At 62.9% G+C, this 25,584-nt stretch carries 25 protein-coding genes and 1 tRNA gene; 19 read left to right on the forward strand and 7 right to left on the reverse strand.

The features are described from left to right. The first annotated feature begins 318 nt into the window (after nt 1-318). Nucleotides 319-1,776: a pyruvate kinase gene (locus AC5DC2_RS03365; RefSeq protein WP_491697480.1), complete on the forward strand. Its 1,458-nt coding sequence runs from the start codon at nt 319-321 to the stop codon at nt 1,774-1,776. Nucleotides 1,777-1,899: 123 nt separating this feature from the next. On the opposite strand, the gene AC5DC2_RS03370 is transcribed toward AC5DC2_RS03365, so the two are convergent. Together AC5DC2_RS03370 and AC5DC2_RS03375 are read right to left on the reverse strand one after the other, a co-directional pair. Beyond that, nucleotides 1,900-2,502 carry a sugar transferase gene (locus AC5DC2_RS03370; protein ID WP_024708899.1) on the reverse strand — a complete coding sequence of 201 codons (603 nt, stop codon included), beginning with the start codon at nt 2,500-2,502 and terminating at the stop codon, nt 1,900-1,902. A gap of 514 nt (nt 2,503-3,016) precedes the next feature. After that, a tRNA-Gly gene (locus tag AC5DC2_RS03375) sits at nt 3,017-3,091 on the reverse strand. A 481-nt stretch (nt 3,092-3,572) separates the two neighbouring features. Between AC5DC2_RS03375 and AC5DC2_RS03380 the strand changes: the two genes are divergently transcribed. From AC5DC2_RS03380 to AC5DC2_RS03415, 8 genes are all read left to right on the forward strand, one after another. Further along, nucleotides 3,573-5,162 carry a fucose isomerase gene (locus tag AC5DC2_RS03380; protein ID WP_491697462.1) on the forward strand — a complete coding sequence of 530 codons (1,590 nt, stop codon included), beginning with the start codon at nt 3,573-3,575 and terminating at the stop codon, nt 5,160-5,162. Nucleotides 5,163-5,282: 120 nt separating this feature from the next. After that, nucleotides 5,283-5,786 (forward strand): prolyl-tRNA synthetase associated domain-containing protein, encoded by a 504-nt coding sequence (locus AC5DC2_RS03385; protein WP_491697463.1) that lies wholly within the window; start codon nt 5,283-5,285, stop codon nt 5,784-5,786. Nucleotides 5,787-5,843: 57 nt separating this feature from the next. Then, a complete protein-coding gene (gene trxA / locus AC5DC2_RS03390) occupies nt 5,844-6,818 on the forward strand; it encodes a thioredoxin (protein ID WP_491697464.1) in 975 nt (324 codons plus the stop codon). Nucleotides 6,819-6,933: 115 nt separating this feature from the next. Further along, complete coding sequence (locus AC5DC2_RS03395) at nt 6,934-7,599, forward strand: LON peptidase substrate-binding domain-containing protein (protein ID WP_024708895.1); 666 nt, start codon at nt 6,934-6,936, stop codon at nt 7,597-7,599. 10 nt (nt 7,600-7,609) lie between these two features. Next, nucleotides 7,610-7,798, forward strand: a complete 189-nt coding sequence (locus AC5DC2_RS03400) for a Trm112 family protein (protein ID WP_024708894.1) — start codon at nt 7,610-7,612, stop codon at nt 7,796-7,798. A gap of 95 nt (nt 7,799-7,893) precedes the next feature. Continuing rightward, complete coding sequence (locus AC5DC2_RS03405; protein WP_024708893.1) at nt 7,894-8,790, forward strand: hypothetical protein; 897 nt, start codon at nt 7,894-7,896, stop codon at nt 8,788-8,790. Beyond that, nucleotides 8,775-10,172: a hypothetical protein gene (locus tag AC5DC2_RS03410; RefSeq protein WP_491697465.1), complete on the forward strand. Its 1,398-nt coding sequence runs from the start codon at nt 8,775-8,777 to the stop codon at nt 10,170-10,172. Before AC5DC2_RS03405 ends, AC5DC2_RS03410 begins: the two co-directional genes overlap by 16 nt. A 52-nt stretch (nt 10,173-10,224) precedes the next feature. Beyond that, entirely contained in the window at nt 10,225-11,241 is a 1,017-nt protein-coding gene (locus AC5DC2_RS03415) for a trypsin-like serine peptidase (protein WP_491697466.1), read from the forward strand. Nucleotides 11,242-11,263: 22 nt separating this feature from the next. On the opposite strand, the gene AC5DC2_RS03420 is transcribed toward AC5DC2_RS03415, so the two are convergent. Next, complete coding sequence (locus tag AC5DC2_RS03420; RefSeq protein WP_491697467.1) at nt 11,264-12,340, reverse strand: NAD/NADP octopine/nopaline dehydrogenase family protein; 1,077 nt, start codon at nt 12,338-12,340, stop codon at nt 11,264-11,266. 22 nt (nt 12,341-12,362) lie between these two features. After that, entirely contained in the window at nt 12,363-12,824 is a 462-nt protein-coding gene (locus AC5DC2_RS03425; protein WP_024708889.1) for an Lrp/AsnC family transcriptional regulator, read from the reverse strand. Between the two features lie 399 nt (nt 12,825-13,223). On the opposite strand from AC5DC2_RS03425, the gene AC5DC2_RS03430 reads away from it, so the two are divergent. From AC5DC2_RS03430 to AC5DC2_RS03475, 10 genes are all read left to right on the forward strand, one after another. Further along, on the forward strand, nt 13,224-13,967 hold the full coding sequence (locus AC5DC2_RS03430) for an aspartate/glutamate racemase family protein (protein ID WP_491697468.1): 744 nt from the start codon (nt 13,224-13,226) through the stop codon (nt 13,965-13,967). Between the two features lie 71 nt (nt 13,968-14,038). Next, complete coding sequence (locus AC5DC2_RS03435) at nt 14,039-15,139, forward strand: extracellular solute-binding protein (protein ID WP_491697469.1); 1,101 nt, start codon at nt 14,039-14,041, stop codon at nt 15,137-15,139. A gap of 82 nt (nt 15,140-15,221) precedes the next feature. Continuing rightward, nucleotides 15,222-16,205, forward strand: coding sequence for an ABC transporter permease (locus AC5DC2_RS03440; RefSeq protein WP_491697470.1), 984 nt, complete (start codon nt 15,222-15,224; stop codon nt 16,203-16,205). A gap of 10 nt (nt 16,206-16,215) precedes the next feature. Further along, complete coding sequence (locus AC5DC2_RS03445; protein ID WP_024708885.1) at nt 16,216-17,007, forward strand: ABC transporter permease; 792 nt, start codon at nt 16,216-16,218, stop codon at nt 17,005-17,007. A 1-nt stretch (nt 17,008) separates the two neighbouring features. After that, a complete protein-coding gene (locus tag AC5DC2_RS03450; protein ID WP_491697471.1) occupies nt 17,009-18,079 on the forward strand; it encodes an ABC transporter ATP-binding protein in 1,071 nt (356 codons plus the stop codon). A gap of 20 nt (nt 18,080-18,099) precedes the next feature. Further along, complete coding sequence (locus tag AC5DC2_RS03455) at nt 18,100-19,545, forward strand: NAD(P)-binding domain-containing protein (RefSeq protein WP_491697472.1); 1,446 nt, start codon at nt 18,100-18,102, stop codon at nt 19,543-19,545. 11 nt (nt 19,546-19,556) lie between these two features. After that, nucleotides 19,557-20,150 carry a 2-hydroxychromene-2-carboxylate isomerase gene (locus AC5DC2_RS03460; protein WP_491697473.1) on the forward strand — a complete coding sequence of 198 codons (594 nt, stop codon included), beginning with the start codon at nt 19,557-19,559 and terminating at the stop codon, nt 20,148-20,150. Nucleotides 20,151-20,162: 12 nt separating this feature from the next. Then, entirely contained in the window at nt 20,163-20,645 is a 483-nt protein-coding gene (locus tag AC5DC2_RS03465; RefSeq protein WP_491697474.1) for a CMD domain-containing protein, read from the forward strand. 1 nt (nt 20,646) lies between these two features. Further along, on the forward strand, nt 20,647-21,225 hold the full coding sequence (locus AC5DC2_RS03470) for a peroxidase-related enzyme (protein WP_491697475.1): 579 nt from the start codon (nt 20,647-20,649) through the stop codon (nt 21,223-21,225). A 6-nt stretch (nt 21,226-21,231) separates the two neighbouring features. After that, a complete protein-coding gene (locus tag AC5DC2_RS03475; protein ID WP_491697476.1) occupies nt 21,232-22,572 on the forward strand; it encodes an MATE family efflux transporter in 1,341 nt (446 codons plus the stop codon). A gap of 9 nt (nt 22,573-22,581) precedes the next feature. Here the strand turns inward: AC5DC2_RS03475 and AC5DC2_RS03480 are convergent, their stop codons facing one another. The 3 genes from AC5DC2_RS03480 to AC5DC2_RS03490 form a co-directional block, all read right to left on the reverse strand. Continuing rightward, complete coding sequence (locus tag AC5DC2_RS03480) at nt 22,582-22,821, reverse strand: hypothetical protein (RefSeq protein ID WP_491697477.1); 240 nt, start codon at nt 22,819-22,821, stop codon at nt 22,582-22,584. Between the two features lie 67 nt (nt 22,822-22,888). Next, nucleotides 22,889-23,926, reverse strand: a complete 1,038-nt coding sequence (locus AC5DC2_RS03485; RefSeq protein WP_491697478.1) for a DUF2793 domain-containing protein — start codon at nt 23,924-23,926, stop codon at nt 22,889-22,891. 594 nt (nt 23,927-24,520) lie between these two features. Further along, a partial coding sequence (locus AC5DC2_RS03490; RefSeq protein WP_491697479.1) for a YifB family Mg chelatase-like AAA ATPase occupies nt 24,521-25,584 on the reverse strand: 1,064 nt, incomplete at its 5' end.

Genomic DNA, 25,584 nt, shown 5'->3' on the forward strand with positions numbered 1-25,584 from the left:
CGGAAAGCGCCTCCGGCGGCTCGAGGAAGAAGTCGCTGGCGATCTGGACATCTGAAAGCCTGTCGTCGCGTATCTCGAGGTCGGCGACCACCAGCTTGCCGCCGGGAACCTTGTATTCGCCATGCATGCTCTGGAACTCCTGCCTTGCATTCGTGTGCCGGAAAACCGGTCGCTCATCCATAGACCCGCCGGTCCGCCCGGCGCAAGCCGGGCGGCCTTATGATCCCTGTCATGGAATGGTCGCGAAAATCGGTCTATCTGGTGGAGGGAAGAGAAAGGGAGGAGAGGGTCATGGTTGCCTTCGAGCATTTTGCCGATATGGACGATGTCTGGGGCCTGACGGAGCGCGTGGAAAGCCTGCGCGACCTGGTGGCAAACGAGGCGCGCCCGATCCTGCAGGGTTTCGGGCCGGAGGCGGCGTCTCTGCCGGGCATCGTCAATCTGGCGCATTACCTGGCGCTGCGCCATCACGACGTGCGGCCGCTGCAGCGCGCGCTGATGCGCCACGGGCTTTCCTCGCTTGGCCGGCTGGAAAGCCGGGTTCTGCCCACGCTCGATGCCGTGCTTGTCGCCCTTGCGGCGCGCGCCGGACGGCAGAGCCCCGTGCCGCTGCCATCGTCGGAGACATTCTTCGCGGGCGAGGCGCGGCTGGAACAGGCCACCGACCTGATGTTCGGCCCGCCGCCGGCGCACCGGCGCAGCCGCATCATGGTAACGCTCGCGAGCGAGGCGGCCGAGGACCCGGCTTTCGTTGCCGATCTCGTGCGCCGCGGCATGGATATCGCCCGCATCAACTGCGCCCATGACGGACCGGAGGCCTGGCGGGCCATGGCGAAACACGCACGGGCGGCGGGCGATGCGGCCGGGCGGCGCATCACCGTGCTGATGGATATCGCCGGCCCCAAGATCCGCACCGAGCAGGTTCTGCTGGCCGAGCGGAAGCTGAAGGCCAATGTCGGCGACCGCATCCGCCTGGTGGCCTCCGACGAGCCGTCGCTTTTCGACGATGTCCGCTTCGCCGTCAGCGTCTCGCTGCCGGAAATGGTGACCCGGCTCAAGGTCGGCGACCGGGTGCTCTATGACGATGGCAAGCTGCAGACCGTGGTGACCGAAGTCGCCGACGGCATGGCGGTGATCAGGGTCGAGCGCGCCAAGGCGAACGGCGCGCGGCTGAAGCCCGAAAAGGGGCTGAACCTGCCCGATACCGCGCTCGGGCTCTCGCCGCTGACGGCCAAGGATGAGGGCGACATTTCGACTGTGGTCGAATGCGCGGACATGGTCGGCTATTCCTTCGTCTCGCGCCCGGAAGACCTCGACCTGCTTGATCGGGAACTCGGCGCCGGCGGCAACGGCAATCCGGGGCTCGGCGTCGTTGCCAAGATCGAGCGGCCGGAAGCGGTGAGGAACCTGCCTGCGCTGATCGCGCGCGCCGCCGGAAAAAGGGAGTTTGCCGTCATGATCGCGCGCGGCGATCTTGCAGCCGAGATCGGTTTCGAGCGACTGGCAGAAATGCAGGAGGAGATTCTGTGGATCTGCGAGGCGGCAGGCGTTCCGGTGATCTGGGCAACGCAGGTGCTCGAAAATCTGGTCAGGACCGGGGTGCCCTCGCGCGGTGAGATGACCGATGCGGCCATGGGCGCGCGCGCCGAATGCGTGATGCTGAACAAGGGGCCGGCAGTGGGCGAGGGGGTCTCCACGCTCGACACCCTGCTTGCCCGTATGGACGAACACATGTTCAAGAAGACGCCGGAACTGAGGGCGCTGAAAAGCTGGTAGCGCAAAACGCTCCGCCCTCCCTCCCGACAGGCGAAAACCGCCGGCGCGAGGCGCTGGCGGTTCGTTTTCGCAAGTGGCAGGGTCAACGGGTCGGGTCGGATTCTCGCCCGGGCCCGACGAGGCTCAAAAACCGGTGCCGCGACCGACTTCCGAGCGGATCGTCGCCAGGAGAATCTGCATGTCGAGCATGAAGCTGTAGTTCGACACGTAATAAAGGTCGCACATGATGCGGGCGCGCGCCTCGCCGCGCCGGGTCGTCGGGCCGCGCCATCCGCGGATCTGGGCAAGGCCGCTCAGTCCAGGGCGCATGACGTGGCGCTGGTGGTATTCCGGCACGAGTTCCTCGAACAGCATGCCGCTCGCCAGCATGCCGACGGCGTGGCAGCGCGGGCCGATCAACGACATGTCGCCGCGCAGGACGTTGAAGAGCTGAGGCAGCTCGTCGATATTCGACCTTCGCAGGAAAGCGCCGATCTTGGTGATGCGCGGATCGTTTTCGACCGTCTGCTTCACGCCCGTCTTGTCGCCGAGATCGTTGCGCATGGAGCGGAACTTGAAGATGTTGATCTTCTTTCCGTAACGTCCCCAGCGCACCTGGCTGAAAAAGACCGGGCCGGGACTGTCAAGTTTGATGAGGATCGCCACGACCAGAAAAAGCGGTGCAAGCGCAACCAGCGCACCAAAAGAAATGGCGATATCGAACAGGCGCTTCAGCGCCAGTTGCAGTTTTCGTTTTCTGGAATTGTCAGAAAAAACAAGCTCGTGGCCAAATGCCCGACGGGGCAATGAGGTCAGTTCCTGAATATGGGCCGTGGGGGAGGCCTGAAAATCCGCCGCGCTCACTGAAGCACCCTCTGTGTTTGCAATCGCTTATATTGTTAAGATGAATTGAATGTATCCTGTTCTAACTCGTCTCCGCAAAAAAGTCATTAGCTGATGCCGCTTTTTTGATCTGTTTTCGCCGCAAACGAGACAGGCGGAACTTGACGTTAACTGGAGCGCGCAGTCTTTCTCCCGGAGCCCCGCAGTAATTTATTTGTATAGTGCTGGATTTATTGTTCTTTTTGGATTTTGTCAAGATTTCCGAGAAGCGGCGGCCGCTTCCGTTCAAGTCCAGCCATGCGGCTGGCGAAAGGCAGACCTGCATGCCAGCATAGCTCAGCCATCGGAAGCGCGCCTGACATCTGCCGGTCCGGCTTAATGTTTGCAGACAAAAGAGAAATTAACATGCTGAAGAAACTGGAGCGGGCGAAGGGATTCGAACCCTCGACCCCAACCTTGGCAAGGTTGTGCTCTACCCCTGAGCTACACCCGCTCATCACACCGGTCGGGGGTAAGGCTGTGACCGGCGGTGTCACCATGTCGGCGACGAGGGCGTATATGGCCTAACCCGATTTCAAATGCAACAGGCAAATGACGGATTTCTGGTTTTTTTTGCAGTTGGAAAATAACGCATTCATTTCAGGCTCTTAGTAGAAGGGTCGCCGCGATCGGCGGGAAAGGGCCTGAGCCGGCCCGCCGGATATGCGGCGAGCGGAGGCGCGTTTCGCTGGCGCGCCTCGTTCGCGCATCGTGGCCGAGAAGAGATTCCAGCGGCCGCCCGGGGCTGCCGGAAGCGCAGCGCCAGACCGTCCCTTTCTGTCTGGACAAGTGGCTTTTTCGGCGATAACAAGGTTGCTGACACGAAACTGCAAGCAAAAAATGCGGTTTTCTGCAATTTTGACATTTGCTTTCGAGCGCAATCAGCCAAGGTGCGGCAAGACCACGTTTTCAGGAACAATCGGGAGGACAAGAACATGACCGAGATCATGCTGGTGGCCAGCGGCGACCTGCGCGAGAGCGCCAATACCAAATGCTGGCCGACGCAGAAGGCGATGGAGGACAAGCTTGCCGCCGTCGTTGCCGAAATGGGCCACACGCTGAGACGCGCGCACCCGGAAAAGCCCGCGGGCCACGGTTTCATCGCCACCCAGCGCGAGGGTATGGATGTCTTCAGGACGATCGATCCGAATGCGCCGGTCATCGTGGCGGAGGCCGTCTGGCAGTATTCCCACCACGTCCTGCCAGGACTGTCCTCGCACAAGGGCCCGATCCTGACGGTCGCCAACTGGTCGGGACAGTGGCCGGGTCTCGTCGGCCTCCTGAACCTCAACGGATCGCTGACCAAGGCCGGAATCGCCTATTCCTCGCTCTGGAGCGAGACCTTCGAGGATGATTTCTTCCGTTCTGGCCTCAAAAGCTGGCTCGAGAGCGGCGCGATTGCCCACGACGAAAGCCATGTCCGCCCGTTCGATGCCGCCGCAGTGCCGGCGGAGCTTTCGAGGCTCGCCGACGATATCGCCGTCGATATGGCCGGCAACAAGGTGATCATGGGCGTCTTCGACGAGGGCTGCATGGGTATGTACAATGCCATCATCCCCGATGAGATGCTGATGCCGCTCGGCGTGTTCAAGGAGCGGCTGTCGCAGTCGGCGCTCTATCACGCGACCAAACAGGTTCCCGAAGAGGAAGCGCGCGCGGCCTATCAATGGATGCTCGACAAGGGCATGACCTTCCATTTCGGCGCGGACCCGAAGGAGGAGCTGACCGAGGAGCAGGTCATCGACCAGTGCCGCATGTATATTGCCGCGGTCCGGCTTGCCGATTTCTTCGGCTGCGAGGCGATCGGCATTCAGTACCAGCAGGGGCTGAAGGATCTGCTGCCGGCCTCCGACCTGGTGGAAGGCATGCTCAACAATGACGAGCGCCCGCCGGTCACCCGTGACGATGGCTCGATCATCCGCGACGGTCAGGCGATCGTGCATTTCAACGAGGTCGATGAATGCGCCGGGCTTGATGCGGTGCTGACCAACCGCCTGCACCGCGCGCTCGGTCAGCCGGTGGAAACGACGCTGCACGATCTGCGCTGGGGCGACGCCGACAAGTCCGGCTCGCGTGACGATTTCGTCTGGGTATTCGAGATCTCCGGCGCCGTGCCGCCTGCCCATCACGAGGGCGGCTGGGCCGGCTCGGAAAGCTATCGCCAGCCGTCCATGTTCTTCCCCTTCGGCGGCGGCACGCTGAAGGGCTATGCGAAGCCCGGCGAGATCGTCTGGAGCCGCATCTTCGTCAAGGACGGCGCGCTTCATATGGATATCGGGCGCGGCCAGGCGGTCAAGCTGCCGCCGGAAGAGTGCGAGCGCCGCAGCCGCGCCACGGATTATCCCTGGCCGATCATGAATGCGGTGCTGACCGGCGTTTCGCGCGACCAGATGATGGCTCGCCACAAGGCCAACCACATCCAGGTCGTCTATGCGCTTTCCGCCGAAGAGGCCGACAAGGCGATGATGGCCAAGGCGGCTCTGGCGGCGAAGATGGGCATGACGGTCAGCCTTTGCGGCGTTTGATCTGCCTCGCCTGACATTACTGCGATGGCCCCGCGTTTGCGGGGCCATTGTTGCATTCGGCGGCGAATGGTGGTGAAAAGGCGCGACACGTTTTCACGCCCATTCGAAGTGCCAGCCGCCATGACCGAGACCAAGACCGCCGATGATCTCTTCACCTTCCTCGACGAACTGGGGATCCCCTACGAGAATCGCGAACACCGTGCGGTCTTCACCGTGGCCGAAGGTGACGACCTGCGGGAGGAAATTCCGGGCGGTCACACCAAGAACCTGTTCGTCAAGGACAAGAAGAGCCGCTATTTCCTGCTCACCGTCGAGGAATATGCGACGGTTGACCTGAAGCAGGTGCACACCCTGATCGGCGCATCGGGCAGGGTTTCCTTCGGCAAGCCGGACGCGCTGATGGACTGTCTCGGCGTCGAGCCGGGCTCGGTCACCGCACTTGGCGCGATCAACGACACGGCGCGTCAGGTCACCTTCATCCTCGATGCCGACCTGATGGAAAACGAGATCATCAATTGCCACCCCCTGCGCAACACCGCGACCACCTCGATCGGGCGCGATGATCTGCTGCGCTTCATCCGGGCGACGGGGCACGAGCCGCTTGTCTTGAAAGTGACGGCGTGACACACGATTTAGAAGCAAAGTCGGAAATAGGCCTTCGGGCCGGACGGGGAGATAGTGATGAGCGGTTTTGACAATCCATATGGCGGGTCTCTTGCAGGGCAGATGAATGTATCGGCCAGTGGCGCGGCAAACGGCGCGACGCCGCCCGGCGAACTGATCAAGGACACGACCACCGCCGATTTCGGCAAGGATGTCATCGAAGAATCGCGCACCCAGCCCGTGCTGGTGGATTTCTGGGCGCCCTGGTGCGGCCCCTGCAAGCAGCTCGGCCCGGTCATCGAAAAGGCCGTGACGGCTGCCGGCGGCAAGGTCAAGCTCGTCAAGATGAACATCGACGATCACCCGGCAATCGCCGGCCAGCTCGGCATCCAGTCCATTCCCGCCGTCATCGCCTTCTCCAATGGGCAGCCGGTCGATGGCTTCATGGGCGCTGTGCCGGAAAGCCAGGTGAACGAGTTCATCGCCAAGCTCTCCGACAAAAGCCCGTCCGAACAGGACCGCAAGGCCGAGATCGCCTCCGCGCTCGATCAGGCCGAGCAGCTTCTGGCGGAAGAAAAGCTGCAGGAGGCCGGCCAGCTCTTTGCCGCCGTCATGCAGGCCGATCCGGAGAACCCGAAGGCGCTGGCCGGCATTGGCCGCTGCATGGTCGCCGCCGGTCAGCTCGATCGTGCCAGGCAGGTGCTTGATCAGGTGCCGGAGGAATTGAAGGAGGATGACGCCATCAAGGCGCTTGCCGCGCGCATCGCGCAGATCGAGGAGGCACGCAAGTTCGGTGATCCGGCAGCTCTCGAACACGCGCTCGCCTTGAATTCAGACGACCACGCCGCGCGCATGAAGCTTGCCAAGGTGCTGAATGCCGAAGGCAAGCGTGACGAGGCGGCCGAGCATCTTCTGACGATCATGCGCAAGGACCGCGAATTCGAGGATGACGGCGCGCGCAAGCAGTTGATCGCCTTCTTCGAGGCCTGGGGACCGAAGGATCCGGCGACGATCGCCGCGCGCCGCCGGCTGTCGACGATCCTGTTTTCTTAGAGCATGTCCGCGTTGACGTGGATCGCGAACACGCTCTAAGCTTTTGTTTTTCCGCGCGTCCGGACGGAAAACCGGTTTCCACTTTTCCTGGACGCGCTCTAGAGGGACACGTTTCATGCAGGTTGGCAATGCCCGATATCTGACGCGGAAGGATCTGCCGGAGGTGGTTCCGGTGTTTCCGCTGACGGGCGGGCTGTTGCTGCCGCAGGGGCAGTTGCCGCTCAACATCTTCGAGCCGCGCTATCTGGCGATGGTCGATCAGGCGATCTCGGGAAACCGTCTGATCGCCATGGTCCAGCCGGCCCGTCACGACGAGACGCTGAGCGTCAACGACGCCACCCCGCTTTCCAATATCGGTTGCATCGGCCGGGTCACGTCTTTCGCGGAGACCGGCGACGGACGGTATCTCGTGGCGCTGACCGGCATCTGCCGGGTCCGCCTGATCGAGGAAGTGCGTACCGCCAAGCCCTTCCGCAGTTTCGAGATCGCCCCCTTCATGGGCGACCTCAATGTCGAGGCGCAGGAAGAAAGCGTCGATCGCGCCGCCCTTCTGGGAGCCTTCAGGGATTATCTCGAGGCGGAGGGGCTGGAGACGGAGTGGGCGCATATCGAACAGGCGGGCAATCTGACGCTGGTGAATTCGCTCTCCATGATGGCGCCCTTTGGCCCGGCGGAGAAGCAGGCGCTTCTGGAAGCACCGGACCTCAAGACACGCGCCGAGCTCTTCGTGGCGATCATCGAATTCGCGCTTGCCGGCGATCCCGGCGACAAACTGCAATAGGCGGCCTGTCATGGCCAAGAAGGATGCCGGGATCGACCCGAAAATGCTGGAGCTTCTCGTCTGCCCGGTGACCAAGGGCAGGCTCGATTATGATGCCGAGCGCCAGGAGCTCGTCTCGCGGAAGGCGAGGCTTGCCTATCCCATTCGTGACGGCGTGCCGATCATGCTCGCATCGGAAGCGCGGCAGGTCGAAGTTTAAACATTCGGAAAGCCTGGTTTGAACGGAACCGCTTCGCCACTTGCTGAGAACCGGGCGCTCGACTAGTTTCGATCGCAGCAGGGGTGGTGAAGACGATGGCGCGTGTCAGTATCGAGAGCCCGGCCGGAGACGAATTCTATCCGGCCAGGGTGGAAAGGTCCTATTTCAGGCTGGGCGATCCGATTGTCAGCGGCGACCCGCTTTACGATCTGGAGACGGCGAATGGCCGGCCTTTTCATGTGCGCGCCAGCGAGAGCGGCAAGGCCGTTTCCGCGCCGCTTGCCGTCGGCGCGACGCTTCTCCGACGCGAGAGCCTGCTCGAGATCGAGGTAATGGAGCCGGAAGAAGCGCGGTCTGCTCCGCAAATCGTCGCTCCCGCTTCACCGCACGCTTCCTCGAGGCGCGTCGACCTCCACACGCCGGTCGACAGCGAGCTCTATCCGGCCAGCGTCATCAAGGTGCATGCCGAGCCGGGCGGGCGGGTCGATCGCCACAGCGTGCTTTACACGATCGAAGCGGCGAGCGGACAGGTGGTAGAGCTTCAGGCCCCGCTTGCCGGCCGTATCCTGTCGTCCAATGACGCCCGCAACCTGACGCGTCAGCGCGCCATCGCAGTGATCGAGCCCGATGAGGACGATCCGCTGGCTGCCGCTCTCGGAACCGCCGGGGGCGTCTATCTGCTTGCCGGCGGCGTGCAGGCAGGCGGCGATGAGGAGGCCGAATACGGAGAGGCGCGGGCGGCGGCTGTCCCGTTGTCCGAAAGACGGTCGCATCGCTGGTGGAAGATCGGTTTTCTCGCGGGACTGTGCGTGATCGCCACAATTGCGGTCGCAGGCTGGTATGTGCTGAGCTTTGTGCCTTACGAGCTGGATGAGGCCTATGGCGACAGCTATTACGGCCAGCGGGTCAACGGCGGTCCGCTTGGCGGAAAACGCCGGCTTTTCATTTCGGACGAACAGCAGAGGGAATTTGAGTCATGGCTCGATTCCTGATTTTCGGCAGATCCGCGACGGGCGATATGGGGCCGCGGGAAAAGGCGGTCCACGGCCTGCTGGCGCTGGTTTTTCTGGTTCTTCTGGCTCTGCCGGCAGCGGCCTTGGCGCAGGACCAAGTGCGCCTTGTCGAGGCCGGGGGCGACCAATATGAGGCGAGCTTCCGCAATCCGCTCGTCGGCGAAGACCTGGCGCCCGCCTCGACCGTGACGATCGACTGGGAGGCCGAACTGAAGATGGGCCTTCTTTACGGCGAGCCCGTGCTTTCCACCCATTTTCGCTACGAACCGACGGATTACCGCCTTCAATTGCCCACGCTTGGTCCCGGCGCGGTCCAGCTCTGGTCGCCGCAGGGCGCGGGCGGCGGCGCGGCATTGCCGGAGGGGGCGCCGCTTGTCCAGCCCTATGCCGTCAGGCTGGTGTTCCGCTTCTATGCCCCAAGCCAGAATGCCTATGTCGGACTGGTGCAGGACGTCGAGGCGCCCGGCCTTCCCGGCGAATGGGCCTTCAACATGCCCTCAAGCCCCGACTGGGGGCGGACCTTTGTCTGGGAGAGCGGCATCGCCAAGGGCGACTGGGTGAAAGCGGAAACGGCGAAGACGGTCTGGAACGGTGACTTGCGGGCCGAGGGCGCACGACTTGACGCCATCAAATGGTCGACGGCGGATTTGATGGCCTATCTTGCCGAGCACAATCTGCGCAACCGTGCGATCGCCACGGCCGAGGCGGTCAACCGCCTGCTCTCGGGGGCCGCCCGCAGCTTCGGCTACGAGGTCGCGGCGTTGCGCGAAGATCCGCAAGCCTTCCACGAACCGGCATTCAGGCCCCGGATATCGCTCCGGCTTCTGCGCAAGTATGAACGGCTGTTGAGCCTGCCGGACAGCCTGCAGGACGGCGACCGGACGGCCTATGACGAGGCGCGCGACGAAGCGCGCGCGATCATGGCAATGATGGAGGACGATGCGGCGTCCTATGCGGACCCCGGTCCGCCCCGCGATGAGCTTCCGGGCGGCGCCGAGATGGTTTTCGATGATGGCGCGTTGCAGCCGGTATTCGTCGAACTGCCGCTTGCCTTCACGCTGACCGACAATGGGCGCGAGGATGTCGACCGCGTGGAACTGACGATCAGCGACAGCACGGGCGTCGTGTCGTCTGAGGTTGTCGATCTTCTGAACGGAGGCACACGTTTCGAGCCGTCGGTTGCGCCCGGGCCGGTGCGGATTGCCGTGAAGGCGCTGAGCGAGGGCGCGCTCGGGCAGAACACCTGCACGATCCAGGTGCATTCGCGGGTCGTGAAGGGGCCGGACGCACAGGAATACAGCCTTCGCGCCGGCGAAACAGCGTCGCTTCTGGTGTTTGCCGAAGCGCCGCGGGGAGGATGATTTGCGCTGTTTTGCTTCGAAGCCTCGCCGAGGTCTGCCCTTCATCTTTTCCTTGCTCTTTCTTGGTCTTCTGTCGCTGCCCGGTTTCGCCTCGGCGCAAACGGTCGCGGAGCCGGTCAAGGCGCGCGATGCGCCGGATCGGGCCATGGCCGCCATCGTCACCGGCGTTGACCAGCTCGTCTGCAGCGCGACCGTGATCGGCCCCAGGCACGTGCTGACAGCGGCTACCTGCGTCATCGATCCGGAAACGGATGCGGTGCTTGCCGACCGGCAGGTGATGCCGCGCGTCGATCTCGATGACGGCTATATTCCAACCGCGCGGCGCTTCATCCGGCGCGTGTTCGTGCCGGTGGACGGGGCGCCCTTCGGCCCGTCTGACCGTTTCGAAGGCAAGCTCGCCATTGTCGAGACTGCCGAACTTGTCGAGCATCCGCCCTTCAGCGCCGAGACCGACGAGGCGGCTTTCGACCGGCGGGAGACGGAAGGCGACGATGGCATTCTGACGATCCGGTTCTACGACCGTGCGACAGGCGGCCAGATGACGACATCGGCCTGCGCGGCGCTTTCCATCGCGCCGGGAGACATCATGGCGATGAACTGCGCTCTGCCGGAAGGGGCTTCCGGCGCGGCAATTCGCGTGGCCTCCGGGATTACCGGGCTCTATCTTTATCCGGGTGCGGGACGTTATATCGGCAATGCCGAAGTCGAGGCGATCGGCCGGGTCGTCACCGGCGCCGGTTCACCCTTCTTCCGCGCCATCGAAGCGACGCCTGACCTTTCCATCACATTCGTCCTGAGCAATCGCTGCGACGCGCCGATCGACTACAGCCTGCGCTACCGTCCGGTTGGCGGCGGCGGCGATTTCACCACCGTTTCCGGTCGGATCGAGTCCGGCCAGCGCCGCTTCGTCGACCTGATGACGGATAATGGCGTGGTCTATATGCGCGGGACCGCCAAGGACGGCGCGCTCGTCTGGGATGGCGGCCGGGTGTTCGAGGACGGCCGCTATTTCGATATCCGCATCAACAGCTGGGGCGACTATTTCCATTCGCTGAGCTGTGACGAATAGCGCCCGGGCCTTGACGACCGGCTCAGCCGGCGTAGCCGTCCCGGCAAAGCCGCTCGAGTTCTTTCCTGTCGAGGCTGGCAAAACCGAGCGCGGGCAGAAGGTCGTTGTCGGCGGCAAGATCACGGCCATAGGCGGCCGAGAAGATCGCCGTCCCCGCCTCGTGCAGCGTCGCCGGAACGCCGGCCATGCGGCCGAGCGCGCTGGTGGCGACGAGACCGAAGGGCACATCCTCCAGAATATAGCGGCTCTCGATGGTCGAGGGGCCGAAGCCGCCGCGGCCCTGCGCATGCATCTCCTGGTTCATCTCCGAGACTGAGGCGAGCGGGACATGGAAGGACAGCGAAAAGTGCTCGCGCACCGTCTTCACGTGAAACCCGAATTTCTCCGCGATCGCCAGCCGCTCGGCATCCAGCGCCTCGATGAAGCGGCCGACGGCCGGGGTGATGTTCTCGCCCTGACCCCAGGTCTCGCCCTTTTCCATCCGCGTCAGGTTCATCAGCGCAATGCCGAGATGGTTCTGCGGGTTGAGGTTGGACAGCGCGATCGCCATCAGCCCGTCGCGCCTGACGAAACGATCGCCGAACAATTCGGTGCAGAGCGCGTGGCCTTCATCCATGGCGCTGAAGGGGACGGTTGCCATGTCGACCTTCTGGCGCACGGTGTTGACCACGACGGCGCTGTCGCCGTTTTTCCGCGCGGTCAGAAGCGTCGTGCCCCAGGCGATGATCGGCAGGGTCTTGCCGGCCTCTTTCAGCGCGCGCGAAAGATAGAGCGCGGCAAAGGAACTGTGGGAGGAAATGATCACCGGCGTGCCGGGCTTCAGATGGTCCGTCATGGCATCGATGGCTGACCGGTGGCCGTTGACCGGCATCGCGATCATCACCAGATCGGCGTTGCCGACGGCATCCGCGCATGAGGGCGCGACCCCGACAGGGCCTTCGAATTCCACCGCGCCCGTGGCCGTCAGCGCCGTGCCCTCGGCAAGTTCCACGGCCCTTGTGCCGGACGGTGACCAGAGCACGGGCGAATGGCCGGCATCGGCGATGAAGGCGGCAAGGCCGTAGGCGTTGTTGCCTGCGCCGAGAATTGCGATTTTCATGGGTCGTCGAGCCTTTGTCTCATCACATGTAATTGGTCGGCAGCGCCGTGGTGAACTTCAGTTCCTCCATCGCGATCGAGGAGTTGATGTCGGAGAATTCCAGCCGCGAAATCAGGTTCTTGTAGACCTGGTCATAGGTCTCGATGTCGGGAACGACAATTCTCAGCAGGTAATCGGTATCGCCGGTCAGCCGGTAGGCCTCGGTCACTTCGGGAATGTCCCTGATCTGCTTGCGGAATTCATCGAACCATTCGATGGCGTGGCGCGGCGCCTTGACGGCGATGAAGATGGTCATCGGAATATTGGCCATCTTGCGGTCGATGAGGGCAACGCGCGCGCGGATGAAGCCGAGGTCTTCCATGCGCTTGATCCGCCGCCAGCAGGGCGTGTGCGAAAGGCCGACCTCCTCGGCGATCTCGCTCACCGTCCGGTCTGCCTGGCGCTGCAGGATATCGACGATCTTGCGGTCGATCTGGTCAAACATTTCCTGACGCTCCCCTGATGTCCCGCAGAGGGGACGAAATTCTCAGAACTCACTGAAAATCGAGACGGATTTTTCGTCTGCTCTTCCGTTTCGACAAAATATGACGCCGAAATAGACTTGCGGATATGGCTTAATTCGCAGGTTGACCCTTGTCAAAATGCAGAAAATTCCGCATGCTTTGCCCAAGTTTTGGTAAATTGTATCTTTTGAGTAAAATTTGTGCACTAGTATGGGATTCATGTCAAGTTCGCATGGTGGATAAAATATCCGCATTCGGCATGTTCTTGTAGGATGGAATCTCTTTAAATCCCATGTTCGTGCAAAAATAAGAAAACTCTCTTCTGTCAGGTTCGCTACGCTGATTATGTTCGTACCTGAAACAGAATTGAGAATGAGACAATGAAAAGGATAGGTCTGATCGGCGGCATGAGCTGGGAGAGCACCGCAGTGTATTACAAGCACATCAACGAGGAGGTCCGGCGCCTGATGGGCGACGGCCTGGCTTCGGCGGATCTTTGCCTGCGCTCCGTCAATTTCTCCGAGATTGTCGCGCATCAGAAGGCCGGACGCTGGGACCTCGCGGCCGAAACGCTGATCGCGGCCGCGCGCGAGCTGGAGCAATGCGGCTGCGCCATGGTGCTGATCTGCACCAATACGATGCATATCCTCGCCGACGAGGTGCAGGCGGCGATCACGATTCCGCTGATCCACATTGCGGAAGTGACCGGCGCTGCGGTGAAGAAGAAGGGCCTGGACCGGCCTCTGCTTCTGGCCACGCGCTACACGATGGAGAAGCCGTTCTATGTCGGCTACCTCAGGGACCGTTTCGGCCTTGATCCGGTCATTCCGGAAGAGGTCGACAGGACAACTGTCCATGACGTGATCTTCGAGGAGATATGCTGCGGGGTGATCAGCCGCGCATCGCGCGAACGCTATGTCGAGATCGCCGAGCGGGCGAAACTGAGAGGCGCCGACTGCATCATTTTCGGCTGCACCGAGGTCGGACTTCTGGTCCGTCCGGAGGATTTCGACCTGCCCTGCTTCGATTCAACGCTGCTTCATGCCGAGGCGGCGGTCAGGTTCTCCCTGGAAGACGAGCTTTCAGCGGAGGGGAAAGAAAGCCGTCCTCTTCCAGTCCACTAGGTCGGCGAGGAAAAGCCCGCGCTCCGGCCGAGAGGGACCGGACGCGGGACAGACAAACCAGGAGATCGAGAATGACACTTCGCAATCCGACACGGCGCACGACCCTGAAGATGATGGGGACAAGCGCGGGGCTCATTGCCGCGCCGTCCATCATCCGTCCGGCCTATGCCCAGAGCAATGTCCTCAACATCACGACCTATGACAAGTTCCTCCCCGAGGGCTTCGTCGAGCAGTTCGAGAAGGATACCGGCATCGAGGTGCGCATCCGCCTGACAGACGACCAGGGCAAGCAGTACAACCTGCTCGCGGCCGAAGGCGCCGATCCGACCACCGATATCGTCACCGTCGCCGGTCACCGTCTCAGCCAGTTCATGGCTTCCGATCTCCTGCAGCCGATCGATCCCGCGAGGATATCCACCTGGGACAATCTTGCGGGGCCCTACAAGGGCGCGCCGCAGCTCGTCCGCAAGGGCGAGGTCTATGGCGTGCCGCTGCTCGCCGGTTTCGAAGGCATGGTTCGCAACACCGACTACACCAAGCCCTCCGATAGCTGGGGCCTGATGTTCGATCCGGAATACAAGGGCTTCACCACCTACATCATCTCCGACTTCGTTTCGATCACCATGAAATATCTGGGCTATGACGGCGATTTCGTCGCTTATGTCGACAAGCCTGAGGAAGCCCAGGCCGCAGTCAACGCGGCGCGCGATTTCCTCATCGAGCACAAGGACATGGTCCGCAAGTTCTATGACGGCGGCGCCGAAGTGCAGCAGATGCTGGTCAATGAGGACGTCTATGTCGCCCAGACCTGGTCAGGCCCCGCCGCCAAGCTGATCATGGACGGTTTCCCGATCGAACTGTCGATCCCGAAGGAGGGCACCTACGGCTTCCTCTATTCCTTCAACCTGGTCAACCATGCGCCGAACGTGGATGCTGCCTACAAGTTCTTCTCCGCGCTCCTCGCCAATCCGGAAGTCGGCGCGGCGATGACGCGCCAGTCCGGCTTTGCCAGCGCCTTTGCCGGCGTCGACAAGCTGCTCACCGACCGCGAGCGCGCGGCGATCGCGCTGCCGGAAGAGCAGATCGCCCGCATCCAGTTCTTCGCGGAAGAAAACCGCGACATGAAGAACGAGATGATCGACAGGGCCGTTGCCGAAATCAAGGCGGCCTGATCAATGCCCCGGCCGGGCGGCAGCATTTCGCCCGGTCGACTGCGCTACGCCGTAGCCTTTGTACTCTATGGATTTTCTGACTATGACCAATGATGTTTTGGCCGGTGGCGGTCAGGGCGCGAAGACGTCACGGGCGCGCTATTCAAGCTGGATCGGCAAGGTCGCCCGCTCGCCGTTCTACCGCGGAACGATCGGTCTTCTTGCCGAAAACCGCGTCGCCCGGCTTGTCGTCCTGCTGGCCGTGCCGCTCGCCTGGATCGCCTTCTTCAATATCGGTCCGATCCTGCAGATGGGCAATATTTCGCTCCTTGCCAACTATCCGCTGATGGACGGCGACGAGCCGGTCTATACGCTTTCGCAATACGCGCTGTTCTTCCAGGAGAGCCTCTATTTCGTGCCCTTCCTGCGCAGCCTCGTCTTCTCCCTGGTGGTGACGGCGTCAACGCTCGTCGTGGTCTATCCGGTCGCCTATTATATCGGCAAGGTCATCCGCCCCGCCTCGCGCAACAAGGCGCTCCTGCTGCTGCTGACGCCGTTCTGGGCGGGCGAGATCATCCGCGTCTTCTCGGTCATCATGCTTCTGGCCAATCGCGGCGCCGTCAACGCGCTTCTGCGCGAACTTGGGTTTATCGACCGGCCGATCCCGATGCTCTACACCTATTTCTCACTGAGCTTCGGCGTCGTCTACCTGATCGCCCTCTACATGCTGCTGCCGCTCTACTCCTCGATCGAGAAGATCCCGAACAGCCTGCTCGATGCCGCAGCCGATCTCGGCGCCGGCCCGTTGCAGCGCTTCCGCCGGGTGATCCTGCCGCTGTCGCGCGACGGCATCGTCTCGGGCTGCAGTCTGGTGTTCCTGACGTCCATTGGCGTTTTCGCCGCGCCGCTTCTGCTCGGCGGGCCGAATACGGTGATCTTCCCGGAAATCATCGCCCAGCTGTTCCACGGCTCCAACGACAAATGGCCGGCGGGCGCTGCCTTCTCGATCATCATGCTGTTGATCTCGCTCACCTCGGTCGGCCTGTTCATGCGGGTTGTCGGCGGGCGCAACGTGAAGCTGATGTGAGGGACCGACGATGCGTTTTTACATGAAAAACCCCCAGAACGTTTTCCTCACCGGCTTCTACTGGGCCTTCGTCGCCTATCTCTTCGTGCCGCTGATGCTGATGACGGCGATGAGCTTCAAGGATTCGAACTTCATCTCGTTCCCGATCGATAGCTTCACGATGAAATGGTATGTCCAGGTGGTGCAGGACGAACAGTTCCTGAGCGCCGTCGGCTATTCGCTGATGATCGCCTTCGTCGTCACCGTCGTGGCCACCGCAATCGGCGTCTGGATCGCGCTCCTTGCCTCCAACGAGGCGATCTGGGGCAAGGCGGTCATCTTCGCGCTCGCCTGTCTGCCCGCCGTCGTCCCTGGCATGATCCAGGCAATCTCGATGCGCATCTTCATCCGCGCGATCGACGTTCCGACCGGCACCTTCGCCATCATCCTCGGTCATACGGTGCATGCCGTGCCCTTCGTGGTGATCATGGCAATGACCAGGCTGCGCTCGATGCCGTCGAGCCTTGTCGATGCGGCGCGCGATCTGGGCGCAGACAATTTCATCGCCTTCTTTCGCGTCACGCTGCCTTATCTCGGCCCGGCGCTGGTCGGCGGCATGATCTTCTGCGCGCTGACGAGTATCGACGATTTCGTCCGCACCTTCTTCCTCGGCGGCTACCAGACCACCCTTCCCATGCTGATCTTCGCCAAGATTTCGGGCGGCATGTCGCCGGAGATAAACGCCATGGCAACACTCGTCCTCATCGCCACCGGCGCCGTCGGGCTTTATGCCGAACGCCGCGTCCGCCGTTCAAGGAACTGAAATGCAACCGCTCGTCCACTTCAAGAACGTCAACAAGTATTACGGCAAAGCGCTCGCCGTGAACAATCTCGACCTTCAGATCGAGCGCGGCAGGTTCGTCACCCTTCTCGGGCCTTCGGGCTGCGGAAAATCGACCTCGCTGCGTATGCTGGGCGGCTTCGAGGACCCGTCCTCCGGTTCCATCCTGCTCGACGGCAAGGATGTGACGCACCTGCCGCCGCACCGGCGCAACGTCAATATCGTGTTCCAGGACTATGCGCTGTTTCCGCACCTGACGGTTGGCCGCAACATCGCCTTCGGGCTCGAGTTGAAGGGCATGCCGTCAGAGAAGATCCACGCCCGGGTGATGGAACTTCTGGCGCTGGTCGAGCTGCAGGACTATGCCGACCGCATGCCCGATCAGCTTTCCGGCGGCCAGCGCCAGCGCGTGGCGCTGATGCGCGCGCTCGCGCCCGATCCGGACGTGCTGCTGCTCGACGAACCGCTTTCCGCGCTCGACGCGAAGCTCCGCCACCAGATGCAGATCGAACTGAAGAGCATTCAGGAAAAGACCGGCAAGACCTTCCTCTTCGTCACCCATGACCAGGAAGAGGCGCTGACCATGTCGGATGTCATCGTCGTGATGAACAATGGCAGGGTGGAGCAGATGGGCGATCCCCACACGCTTTATGCCCGCCCGGTCAACCGTTTCGTCGCCACCTTCATCGGCGAATCGAACTTTCTTGATGCCGAGTTGCGGTCGGTCGACGGCAATATCGCCACGCTCGACTGGTGCGGCCATATGATCCACGCCACCCTGACCGGCCCCGCTGCCAAGGTCGGAAGCCATGTCACCGTGGCGCTGAGACCCGAAGCAATCTATGCGGTCAGCCGCGAGCCGGACCGCAGGATCGCGCTGCCGGGCAGGATCACAAACCGGCTGTTCAAGGGCAATTTCACCGCGCTCACCGTCGGGCTCAACGAGGGCCAGTCGCTTGTGGCCCAGCTTGATCCGGTAGCGCTCGCGCATCTGGAGGGCGACGATGTCTGGATCGGCTGGCGCGAGGAAGACGCCGTCGTGCTTGCTGACTGATGCTCTGAAGGACTGAAGACATGACCAATGAAAAGGCGCTTGAAGCGCTGAATGACCGGGTTCGTCAGGATCTCGATTATCTGAACTTTCCTTCCGCCAACTGGGTCAAGCCGGTTGGCCCGGTCGACGGCACGCCGGTGAGCGACATCGTCATCGTCGGCGCCGGCATGTGCGGGCTTGCCGCATGGCTGCAATTGAAGCGCCAGGGCATGCACAATACCCGCATCATCGATATGGCGCCCGAAGGCAAGGAAGGTCCCTGGCTCACCTATGCGCGCATGGAAACGCTGCGCTCGCCGAAAAACCTGCTCGGCCCTGCTCTCGGCATTCCCTCGCTCACCTTCCAGGCCTGGTATCGCGCGCAATTCGGCACAAAAGCCTGGGACGAACTCTACCGTATTCCCCGGCCGATGTGGCAGGATTACCTCGTCTGGTACCGCAAGGTGACCGGCGCGCCGGTTGAAAACGGCATGAAGGTCAAACGCGTGATCCCGCGCGAAGACGGTCTTCTGGCCCTCAAGATGGCCGACGGCGAAACCATCATCACCCGCAAGCTGATCTGGGCGACGGGCCGCGACGGGCTCGGCAAGGGCACGGTTCCCGGCTTCGTCTCCGGCCTGCCGCGCGAAAGCTGGGCGCATTCCGCCGACGAGATCGATTTCGACAAATGGAAAGGCAAGCGCGTCGTCGTTATCGGTGTCGGCGCGTCCGCCGTCGACAACGCTGCCGAGGCTCTGGAACATGGCGCTGCGGAAGTCAGGCTTCTGGCGCGGCGCAAGGAGATGCCGACGATCAACAAGCTGATGGGCATCGGTTCCTATGGCGTGACGGCGGGCCTGCCGGATCTGTCTCCCGAATGGCGCTGGCGCATCATGGATTATGGCGACAAGCAGCAGACGCCGGCCCCACACGGATCCACCCTCAGGGTGAGCCGCCACGAAAACGCCTACTTCCATTTCAACTGCGGCATTGCCAAAGTTGAGCGCGATGGGGCGGAAGTGGTGATCACCACAGTGACCGGCCGCGAATTCCGCTGCGATTTCCTGATCCTGGGGACGGGCTTCACCGTCGACCCGATGGCGCGGCCGGAATTTGAGCCCTTCAACGCCGAGATCGCCTGCTGGGAAGACCGCTACACGCCGCCGCCGGAAGAACAGAACCCCGGTCTCGGGCGTTTTCCCTGGCTCAACCCCGATTTCTCCTTTTCGGAAAAGAAGGAAGGCGCAGCGCCCTTTCTCGCGGACATCCACAGCTTCAACTACAGCTCGGCCATGAGCCTCGGCAAGGTTTCGGGTGACATTCCGGCGATCAGCGAAGGCGCGCTCTGGCTTGCCCGCGGGGTTGCCTCCAGCCTGTTCCGCAAGGATCTGGATCAGCACTGGGAAGACCTGCTGGCCTATGAGAAGCCCGAACTCGACGGCACGGAATGGACCGATGCCGACGCCGTGGCCGCCGAGCGGGCATGAAGGACAAGACCATGATCAAGAAGACCGTTTATTACTACCACGCGCTTTCCTCTCCGTGGGCCTATCTCGGCTGGCCGCAATTCAAGGCCTTGATCGAAAAGCACGACCTCGATGTCGTCGTCCGCCCGACCCGGATCGTGCCCGACAATGGCGGCGTGCCGCTGCGCTCGCGGCCACAGCCGCGCCAGGATTACCATGCCGTGGAGCTTGACCGGTGGAGGAAGCGGCTCAACATGCCGCTGGTGCTGAAGCCCGCCCATTATCCGACCAATAACGAGTTTTCCGCCCGCATGGTGATTGCCGCCGACCGCGAGGGCCTGCCCGCGCTCGAACTGTCCCACGCACTGCTGCACGCGCTGTGGAGCGAGGAACTGGACGTGACGCTGCCTGAGGTGCGCATCGACGTTGCCAACCGCATCGGCCTTGACGGCAAGGCGCTGCAGGCGATGGAAGAGGAACCGGAGATCGTCCGGGCCTGGCATGACAGCCATGCCGAGGCGACCGCGCGCGGCGTGTTCGGCACGCCGACCTGGATTTACAAGGACGTGCTCTACTGGGGGCAGGACCGGCTTGACTTCCTTGATGAAGCGCTGTCGGAAGACTGAAGGGAGACTTCAATGGTCGATGTGATCGACAAGGTGCTCGGCGAGGATGCCGACATGATCGCGCTCAGAAACCGGCGCGAACTGTTGAAACAGAAAACGCAGGCAAGCTACGAGGCGGCGCTGGCGCCGAAGGACCCGGGTAATTTCAGCTATGCCTTCCGTGCCGCCCTTGCCGCGCGCATGTGCGGGCTCTGGAAGGCCGCCGAGCTTGAGGCGCATTACCGCGACCTGCTCAAGAGCTATGGCGAAAGCGCCTATGACGCGATCCTCGATACCGGCTTTCGCCCGGGGGAAGCGGATGCGAAGCTCGATGCCATCCTCGAGCGGGTCGACAAGGTGACGCTGACGCCGAAGGAGGCCACCCGCGCCGATGTGGAAAAACTCTATGCCGCCGGCCTTGATGACCGGGACATCGTGACGCTGGCAAGCCTGACGGCTTTCGTCAATTACCAGATCCTGGTCGTCGCCGGGCTGAAGATGCTGAGGGACCACTGACATGTCCGAACCTGTTCACGAATTCACCCTGAAGCCGCTTGACTGGCGCCCCTATGTGAAACCCGTCGACCTTGACGCCGCGACCGACGAACAGCGCGAGGCGTTGCAGATCACGCCGTCCAACACCAAGGTTTCCGACTATGTTCTGGTGCTGGCGCAGGAGCCGGAAACGCTGAAGGAGCGCTCGCCGCTCTTCAACGACATCATGTATTCCAAGGAGGGTCTTTCGCGCGCCGGCCGGGAGATGGGCGCGCTGGCGGCTTCCTTCGTCAACAAGTGCGTCTATTGCGCCGCCGTGCACGCTAACCGCCATATCCAGCTGGAAAAGCGCCCCGAAGTGATCGAGGCGATCTACGAGAAGGGGCTTGAGGCGGACCTGCCCGACTATGATCAGGCGTTGTTCAATTTCGGCGTCGATCTGACAGCGCACCCGGACAATGTCGGGGTCTACCAGTTCTATCATTTGCGCGAGGCGGGCCTTGACGACCTGGAGATCCTCGACCTAATCCACGCAATCGCCATTTTCGGCTGGGCCAACCGGCTGATGCACACACTGGGCGAGCCGCACATCAAGGACTAGGTCATTTTGGAAACCACCGCCGGCCGCGTTCCGCGCCCCTTTTCGGTGACGCACCGGCAGGTGCTCACCATTGCACTGCCGATGATGATCGCGCATTTTTCCACACCGCTGGTGAGCCTTGCGGCGACCGGCGTGGTCGGGCAATTGCGCGACGAAGTGCTGATCGGCGGCGTGGCGCTGGCGGCGGTGATTTTCGATGTCCTGTTCACCACGTTCAACTTCCTGCGCGGCGCCACCACCGGCTTCACGGCGCAGGCCGTCGGCGCGGAAGATCGTCGCGCCGAACAGCGCATGCTGCTCGGCGGCATCCTGATCGCGGTCGGCTCCGGTCTGTTGATCATGCTCCTGCATGTGCCGATCGGCCGGCTCGGCCTTTACGTGCTCGGCGCCGACGGGGCCGTGGGGGAGGCGGCCTGGACCTATTATGCATGGCGGGTGTGGTCGGCGCCCTTTGCGCTGTTCAATTTCGTCGTATTCGGATGGGTCATCGGCAGGGGCGAGGCGGTGACGGCGCTTTTGCTGCAGGTTGCGCTTAACGCGCTCAACCTGTTCTTCGCCTTCTTCTGGGTGCTGTGGCTGAATTACGGTCTCGCCGGCGCGGGGGCGGCAAGCCTGGTTGCCGAGGGCGTTACGGCGATTGCCGGCGTCATCCTGATCCTGCGGCGCACGGACCGGCACAAATGGGAAGTGCCGGATCTTTCCACCGTAAAGCGGCTTTTCTCGGTCAATCGCGACATGATGATCCGTTCCTTTGCGCTTCTGATCGGGCTTTCCTTCTTCACCCGGCAATCGGGCGTTCTGGGCATTGATGTGCTCGCCGCTAACACGGTGCTGCTGCGCTACTATTTCTTCGGCGTCGCCTTTCTCGATGGTTTTGCCACCGCGGCCGAACAGCTTGCGGGCCGCGCCGTCGGCGCCTTCTATCGCCCGGCCTTCGACCGCGTGATCCGGCTGACGACGCTCTGGGGCGTGGCGATGGCCGTTTTCGTGTCCGCGGCCTTCTTCATCTCCGGGCCTTATGTGGTGGCGCTGATCGCGCCGATCGCCGAGACACAGACGCTGGCGCATGTCTATCTGCCCTATGCGGCGATCATGCCGCTGGTCGGGGTCATCGCCTTCCAGATGGACGGGGTCTTCATCGGCGCCACGTGGTCACGCGAAATGCGCACGCTGATGCTTTTTTCTCTGGCCTGCTATTTTGCCGCCTGGGCCGTGCTGCAGCCGCTCTTCGGCAATCACGGACTGTGGATCGCCATGCTCCTGTTTCAGGGCGTGCGCTCGGTCGCCTTCCGCTTCATGCTGCCGAAACTGGCGGACAGGACCTTTGCCGGGAATTACCCAAGTTGAGGCCAGGACCTACTCTTCCGGCTTGTCGTCGCGGCTGTTGAAATAGACGCGCTCGGGCGAAATGAAGAACACATAGGCCATATAGGCAGCCGCCGCCCCGAACAGGATCGACCAGAAGGGCGAGCCGATGAAGATCTCGGCGACCGCCCAGCCGCCGCAAAGCGCGACGGCCATGACGCGGACCCAGAGCGGTTTCAGCGATGGGTGTTTGAGATTGAAGCTCTCGCGCCAGTCGATCTTGCCTGCCATGGGCCGCCTCCGAGGTTTTTTGTCTTCAAAGGCATAGCGGGGAAGAGCGGCCCATGGCAAGCCGGCTTCAAAGAAGCATGGCCGTCATTTCCGTTGCGCCGTAGCCGAACTGGTATGTGGCGGTGCCGGAAAAGGCGAGGCGGGCATAGTCGCCGGCCGAGAAATAGCTGATGGCGGCGGCGGAGTGGGTCAGCGGATTGCCGCCGGTCGCTATGCCGCTGAGGGCCACGCAATTTTCCGAGCCGTTCTTTTCGAGCGCTACCCAGTAGCTTCCCGCCGCCGTGGCGGTGACGGTGAGGCTCACGGCGTAATAGCCGCTTGCCGGAAAGACCAGTCGGTTGCCGCCGCCCGTCACGGCCGCGCCCAGCGAAAACCCGCCTTCGCCGACATGAAGCGTGCCGAAGCCGCGGTTCGCGGGACCGGCAATCAGCGCCGAACCGGCTGGTGCTGCGGCGCGGGCGAGCGGCCGCGACGGCATGGTGACCGCGCCCGCCGGGGTGATCCTGAGAGCCTCGTGCCAGCTTGCGCCGTCGGGGCTCGTCTTGATCGCGAAACTGTCGGAACCGGAAAGCCCCATCTCCGCGCGGCCGGACCAGCCGGTCTGGTAGAGCAGGGACGCCGTGTCGCCGGCCGTTGCCTTGTTGATCTTCAACTGATGCCCGCTGCCGGCATTGTTGAGAAGGGTCGCAGGCGCGGAAACCGAAAGCCGGTTTGTGGCGTCGGCCGTGGCGTTGATGCCGAGCGTGGCAAGCTCAAGATCCGGACCGGGCGGCGGGGAAATCCAGCCGCTGCCGTCAAACACGCGAACCGCGTTTTCCGACACGAACCAGGCCGACCATCCGGCGACCGGCGCGATGAACTGCCAGTAGCCATCCTGAAACAGCGCAAGCGCGCCGGCATGGCCCGCCCATTCGCCGGTCGGGCTTGCCGCGACCAGATGGCATGCGCCGTCATCGGGGCTCGAAGGCGGGGTGTTGCTCTCGCCGGAAATGGCGAGATGAACGATCGCATCGAGCCGCTGCAGCGCCTCGTTATGGGTGACGTGTTTTTGCGCCTGGGCGGGCAGAATGAAGGGGAGGCCGAGCCTGGTCGTCTGATCCGACATGAGAAACTTCCTTTGCTTGGTCGCTGGACCTGATGCGTCAAGCCTAGCCCTGCCGGAAGCGACGGGGAAAAGGGTGGGCCGCGACGGAGCCGCGCCCGCATGCCCGGAGAAAGGTGCTTCAGGAGTGTTTTCTCAATGATCGCGCGCCCGCGCCGGCATCAGCAGGGCTGCGAGGCCTACAGCATCGGCCCGAAAATCGGAATCGATTTTCGGAAAGCACGATGCGTAGATTCAATAGGTTAGAGCGTCCTTTGTGCATCCGAATGGATGCACGGCGCTCTAAAAGAACAGACAGGGCCGGCGCGCAAATGCAGGGGCTCCCTCCGCCCGCCGGATTGTCGCGCCCGGCTGCCTGCCGACAGGGGCTTTCGCTTCGCCGTCCTGGTCCGTCCGGCGCTTCATCATGGATCTCTCCGCCCTGCAGCGAACCCCTCCCTCGCCGGACGCGGATTTCAATCGGTAGTCGACGACCCCTCTTCGGGGCAGGCCGCTTGGAACGCCGTCGTCCGTTCGGAGGCACAAAGGGCGCTTCAACCCGTTGGATCCACGCATCGTTCTTTCCGAAAATCGATTCCGGTTTTTCGGGTCGATGCGCTAAGCCGCCGTGACGATCCGCTCGGTCGCCGAGACCCGGTAGGCGATGGCCTCGCCGATATGGACCCTGCCGACCGTCGCCTTGCCGTCGAGATCGGCGATCGTGCGGGCGACCTTCAGAATGCGATGATAGCCGCGCGCCGAAAACCGCATCTTTTCCGCCGCTTCCCGCAAGAGCGCGAGGCCTGCGGCATCGGGTTCCGCAAGCGTCTCGATCAGATTGGCCGATGCGCGGGCGTTGACGGTGGACGCGCTTTCTCCAAGGCGCGCAAAGCGTTCGCGCTGGGCCTCGCGGGCGCGGGCAACGCGGCGGGCGATGGCGGCGCTCGTCTCGCCGGTGGCGCTTGCGCCGATGAGATCGATGGCGGAGACGGCCGGCACGTCGATGCGGATGTCGATCCGGTCCATCAGCGGCCCGGAAATGCGCGCCTGGTACTCGCTTGCGCAGCGCGGCCCGCGCGCGCAGCTGTGGCCCGGTTCCCCGGCCATGCCGCAGCGGCATGGGTTCATGGCGGCGACAAGCTGGAAAGCGGCGGGATAGGAGACGCGATGATTGGCGCGGGCGATCACGCACTCACCGTTCTCCAGCGGCTGGCGCAGCGCATCGAGCACCTGCGGCGAAAATTCCGGCAGTTCATCCAGAAACAAAACGCCGTGATGGGCAAGCGACGCCTCGCCGGGCCTTGCCTTGATGCCGCCGCCGACGAGCGAGGCCATGCTGGCGGAATGATGCGGCGCGCGGAAGGGCCGCCGGTCGGAAAGCCGCCCGCCGGCGAGCTTGCCGGCAATGGAATGCACCATCGACATGTCCAGCAGTTCCTGCGGCATCAGCGGCGGCAGGATGGAGGGCAGGCGCGCGGCCAGCATCGATTTTCCGGCGCCGGGCGGGCCGACCATCAAAAGGTTATGGCCGCCTGCGGCCGCCACCTCGAGCGCGCGCTTGGCGCTTTCCTGCCCCTTTATCTCCGAAAGGTCCGGCAGGTCGTGCGCTGCGGCGCGCACGGCGGGGACGGGGCGGGAGAGCACCTGCGTTCCCTTGAAATGATTGGCGATCGCAATCAGGC

The sequence above is a fragment of the Martelella sp. genome (assembly GCF_984369615.1).

Bases quoted from the DNA above. Each gene is read 5' to 3' on its own strand.
- AC5DC2_RS03365 (WP_491697480.1), top strand. From the start codon at position 319: ATGGACGATGTCTGGGGCCTGACGGAGCGCGTGGAAAGCCTGCGCGAC.
- AC5DC2_RS03460 (WP_491697473.1), top strand. From the start codon at position 19,557: ATGATCAAGAAGACCGTTTATTACTACCACGCGCTTTCCTCTCCGTGG.
- AC5DC2_RS03440 (WP_491697470.1), top strand. From the start codon at position 15,222: ATGACCAATGATGTTTTGGCCGGTGGCGGTCAGGGCGCGAAGACGTCA.
- AC5DC2_RS03445 (WP_024708885.1), top strand. From the start codon at position 16,216: ATGCGTTTTTACATGAAAAACCCCCAGAACGTTTTCCTCACCGGCTTC.
- AC5DC2_RS03385 (WP_491697463.1), top strand. From the start codon at position 5,283: ATGACCGAGACCAAGACCGCCGATGATCTCTTCACCTTCCTCGACGAA.
- AC5DC2_RS03420 (WP_491697467.1), bottom strand. From the start codon at position 12,340: ATGAAAATCGCAATTCTCGGCGCAGGCAACAACGCCTACGGCCTTGCC.
- AC5DC2_RS03435 (WP_491697469.1), top strand. From the start codon at position 14,039: ATGACACTTCGCAATCCGACACGGCGCACGACCCTGAAGATGATGGGG.
- AC5DC2_RS03400 (WP_024708894.1), top strand. From the start codon at position 7,610: ATGGCCAAGAAGGATGCCGGGATCGACCCGAAAATGCTGGAGCTTCTC.
- AC5DC2_RS03430 (WP_491697468.1), top strand. From the start codon at position 13,224: ATGAAAAGGATAGGTCTGATCGGCGGCATGAGCTGGGAGAGCACCGCA.
- AC5DC2_RS03450 (WP_491697471.1), top strand. From the start codon at position 17,009: ATGCAACCGCTCGTCCACTTCAAGAACGTCAACAAGTATTACGGCAAA.
- AC5DC2_RS03410 (WP_491697465.1), top strand. From the start codon at position 8,775: ATGGCTCGATTCCTGATTTTCGGCAGATCCGCGACGGGCGATATGGGG.
- AC5DC2_RS03405 (WP_024708893.1), top strand. From the start codon at position 7,894: ATGGCGCGTGTCAGTATCGAGAGCCCGGCCGGAGACGAATTCTATCCG.
- AC5DC2_RS03485 (WP_491697478.1), bottom strand. From the start codon at position 23,926: ATGTCGGATCAGACGACCAGGCTCGGCCTCCCCTTCATTCTGCCCGCC.
- AC5DC2_RS03470 (WP_491697475.1), top strand. From the start codon at position 20,647: ATGTCCGAACCTGTTCACGAATTCACCCTGAAGCCGCTTGACTGGCGC.
- AC5DC2_RS03455 (WP_491697472.1), top strand. From the start codon at position 18,100: ATGACCAATGAAAAGGCGCTTGAAGCGCTGAATGACCGGGTTCGTCAG.
- AC5DC2_RS03480 (WP_491697477.1), bottom strand. From the start codon at position 22,821: ATGGCAGGCAAGATCGACTGGCGCGAGAGCTTCAATCTCAAACACCCA.
- AC5DC2_RS03380 (WP_491697462.1), top strand. From the start codon at position 3,573: ATGACCGAGATCATGCTGGTGGCCAGCGGCGACCTGCGCGAGAGCGCC.
- AC5DC2_RS03425 (WP_024708889.1), bottom strand. From the start codon at position 12,824: ATGTTTGACCAGATCGACCGCAAGATCGTCGATATCCTGCAGCGCCAG.
- trxA (WP_491697464.1), top strand. From the start codon at position 5,844: ATGAGCGGTTTTGACAATCCATATGGCGGGTCTCTTGCAGGGCAGATG.
- AC5DC2_RS03465 (WP_491697474.1), top strand. From the start codon at position 20,163: ATGGTCGATGTGATCGACAAGGTGCTCGGCGAGGATGCCGACATGATC.
- AC5DC2_RS03395 (WP_024708895.1), top strand. From the start codon at position 6,934: ATGCAGGTTGGCAATGCCCGATATCTGACGCGGAAGGATCTGCCGGAG.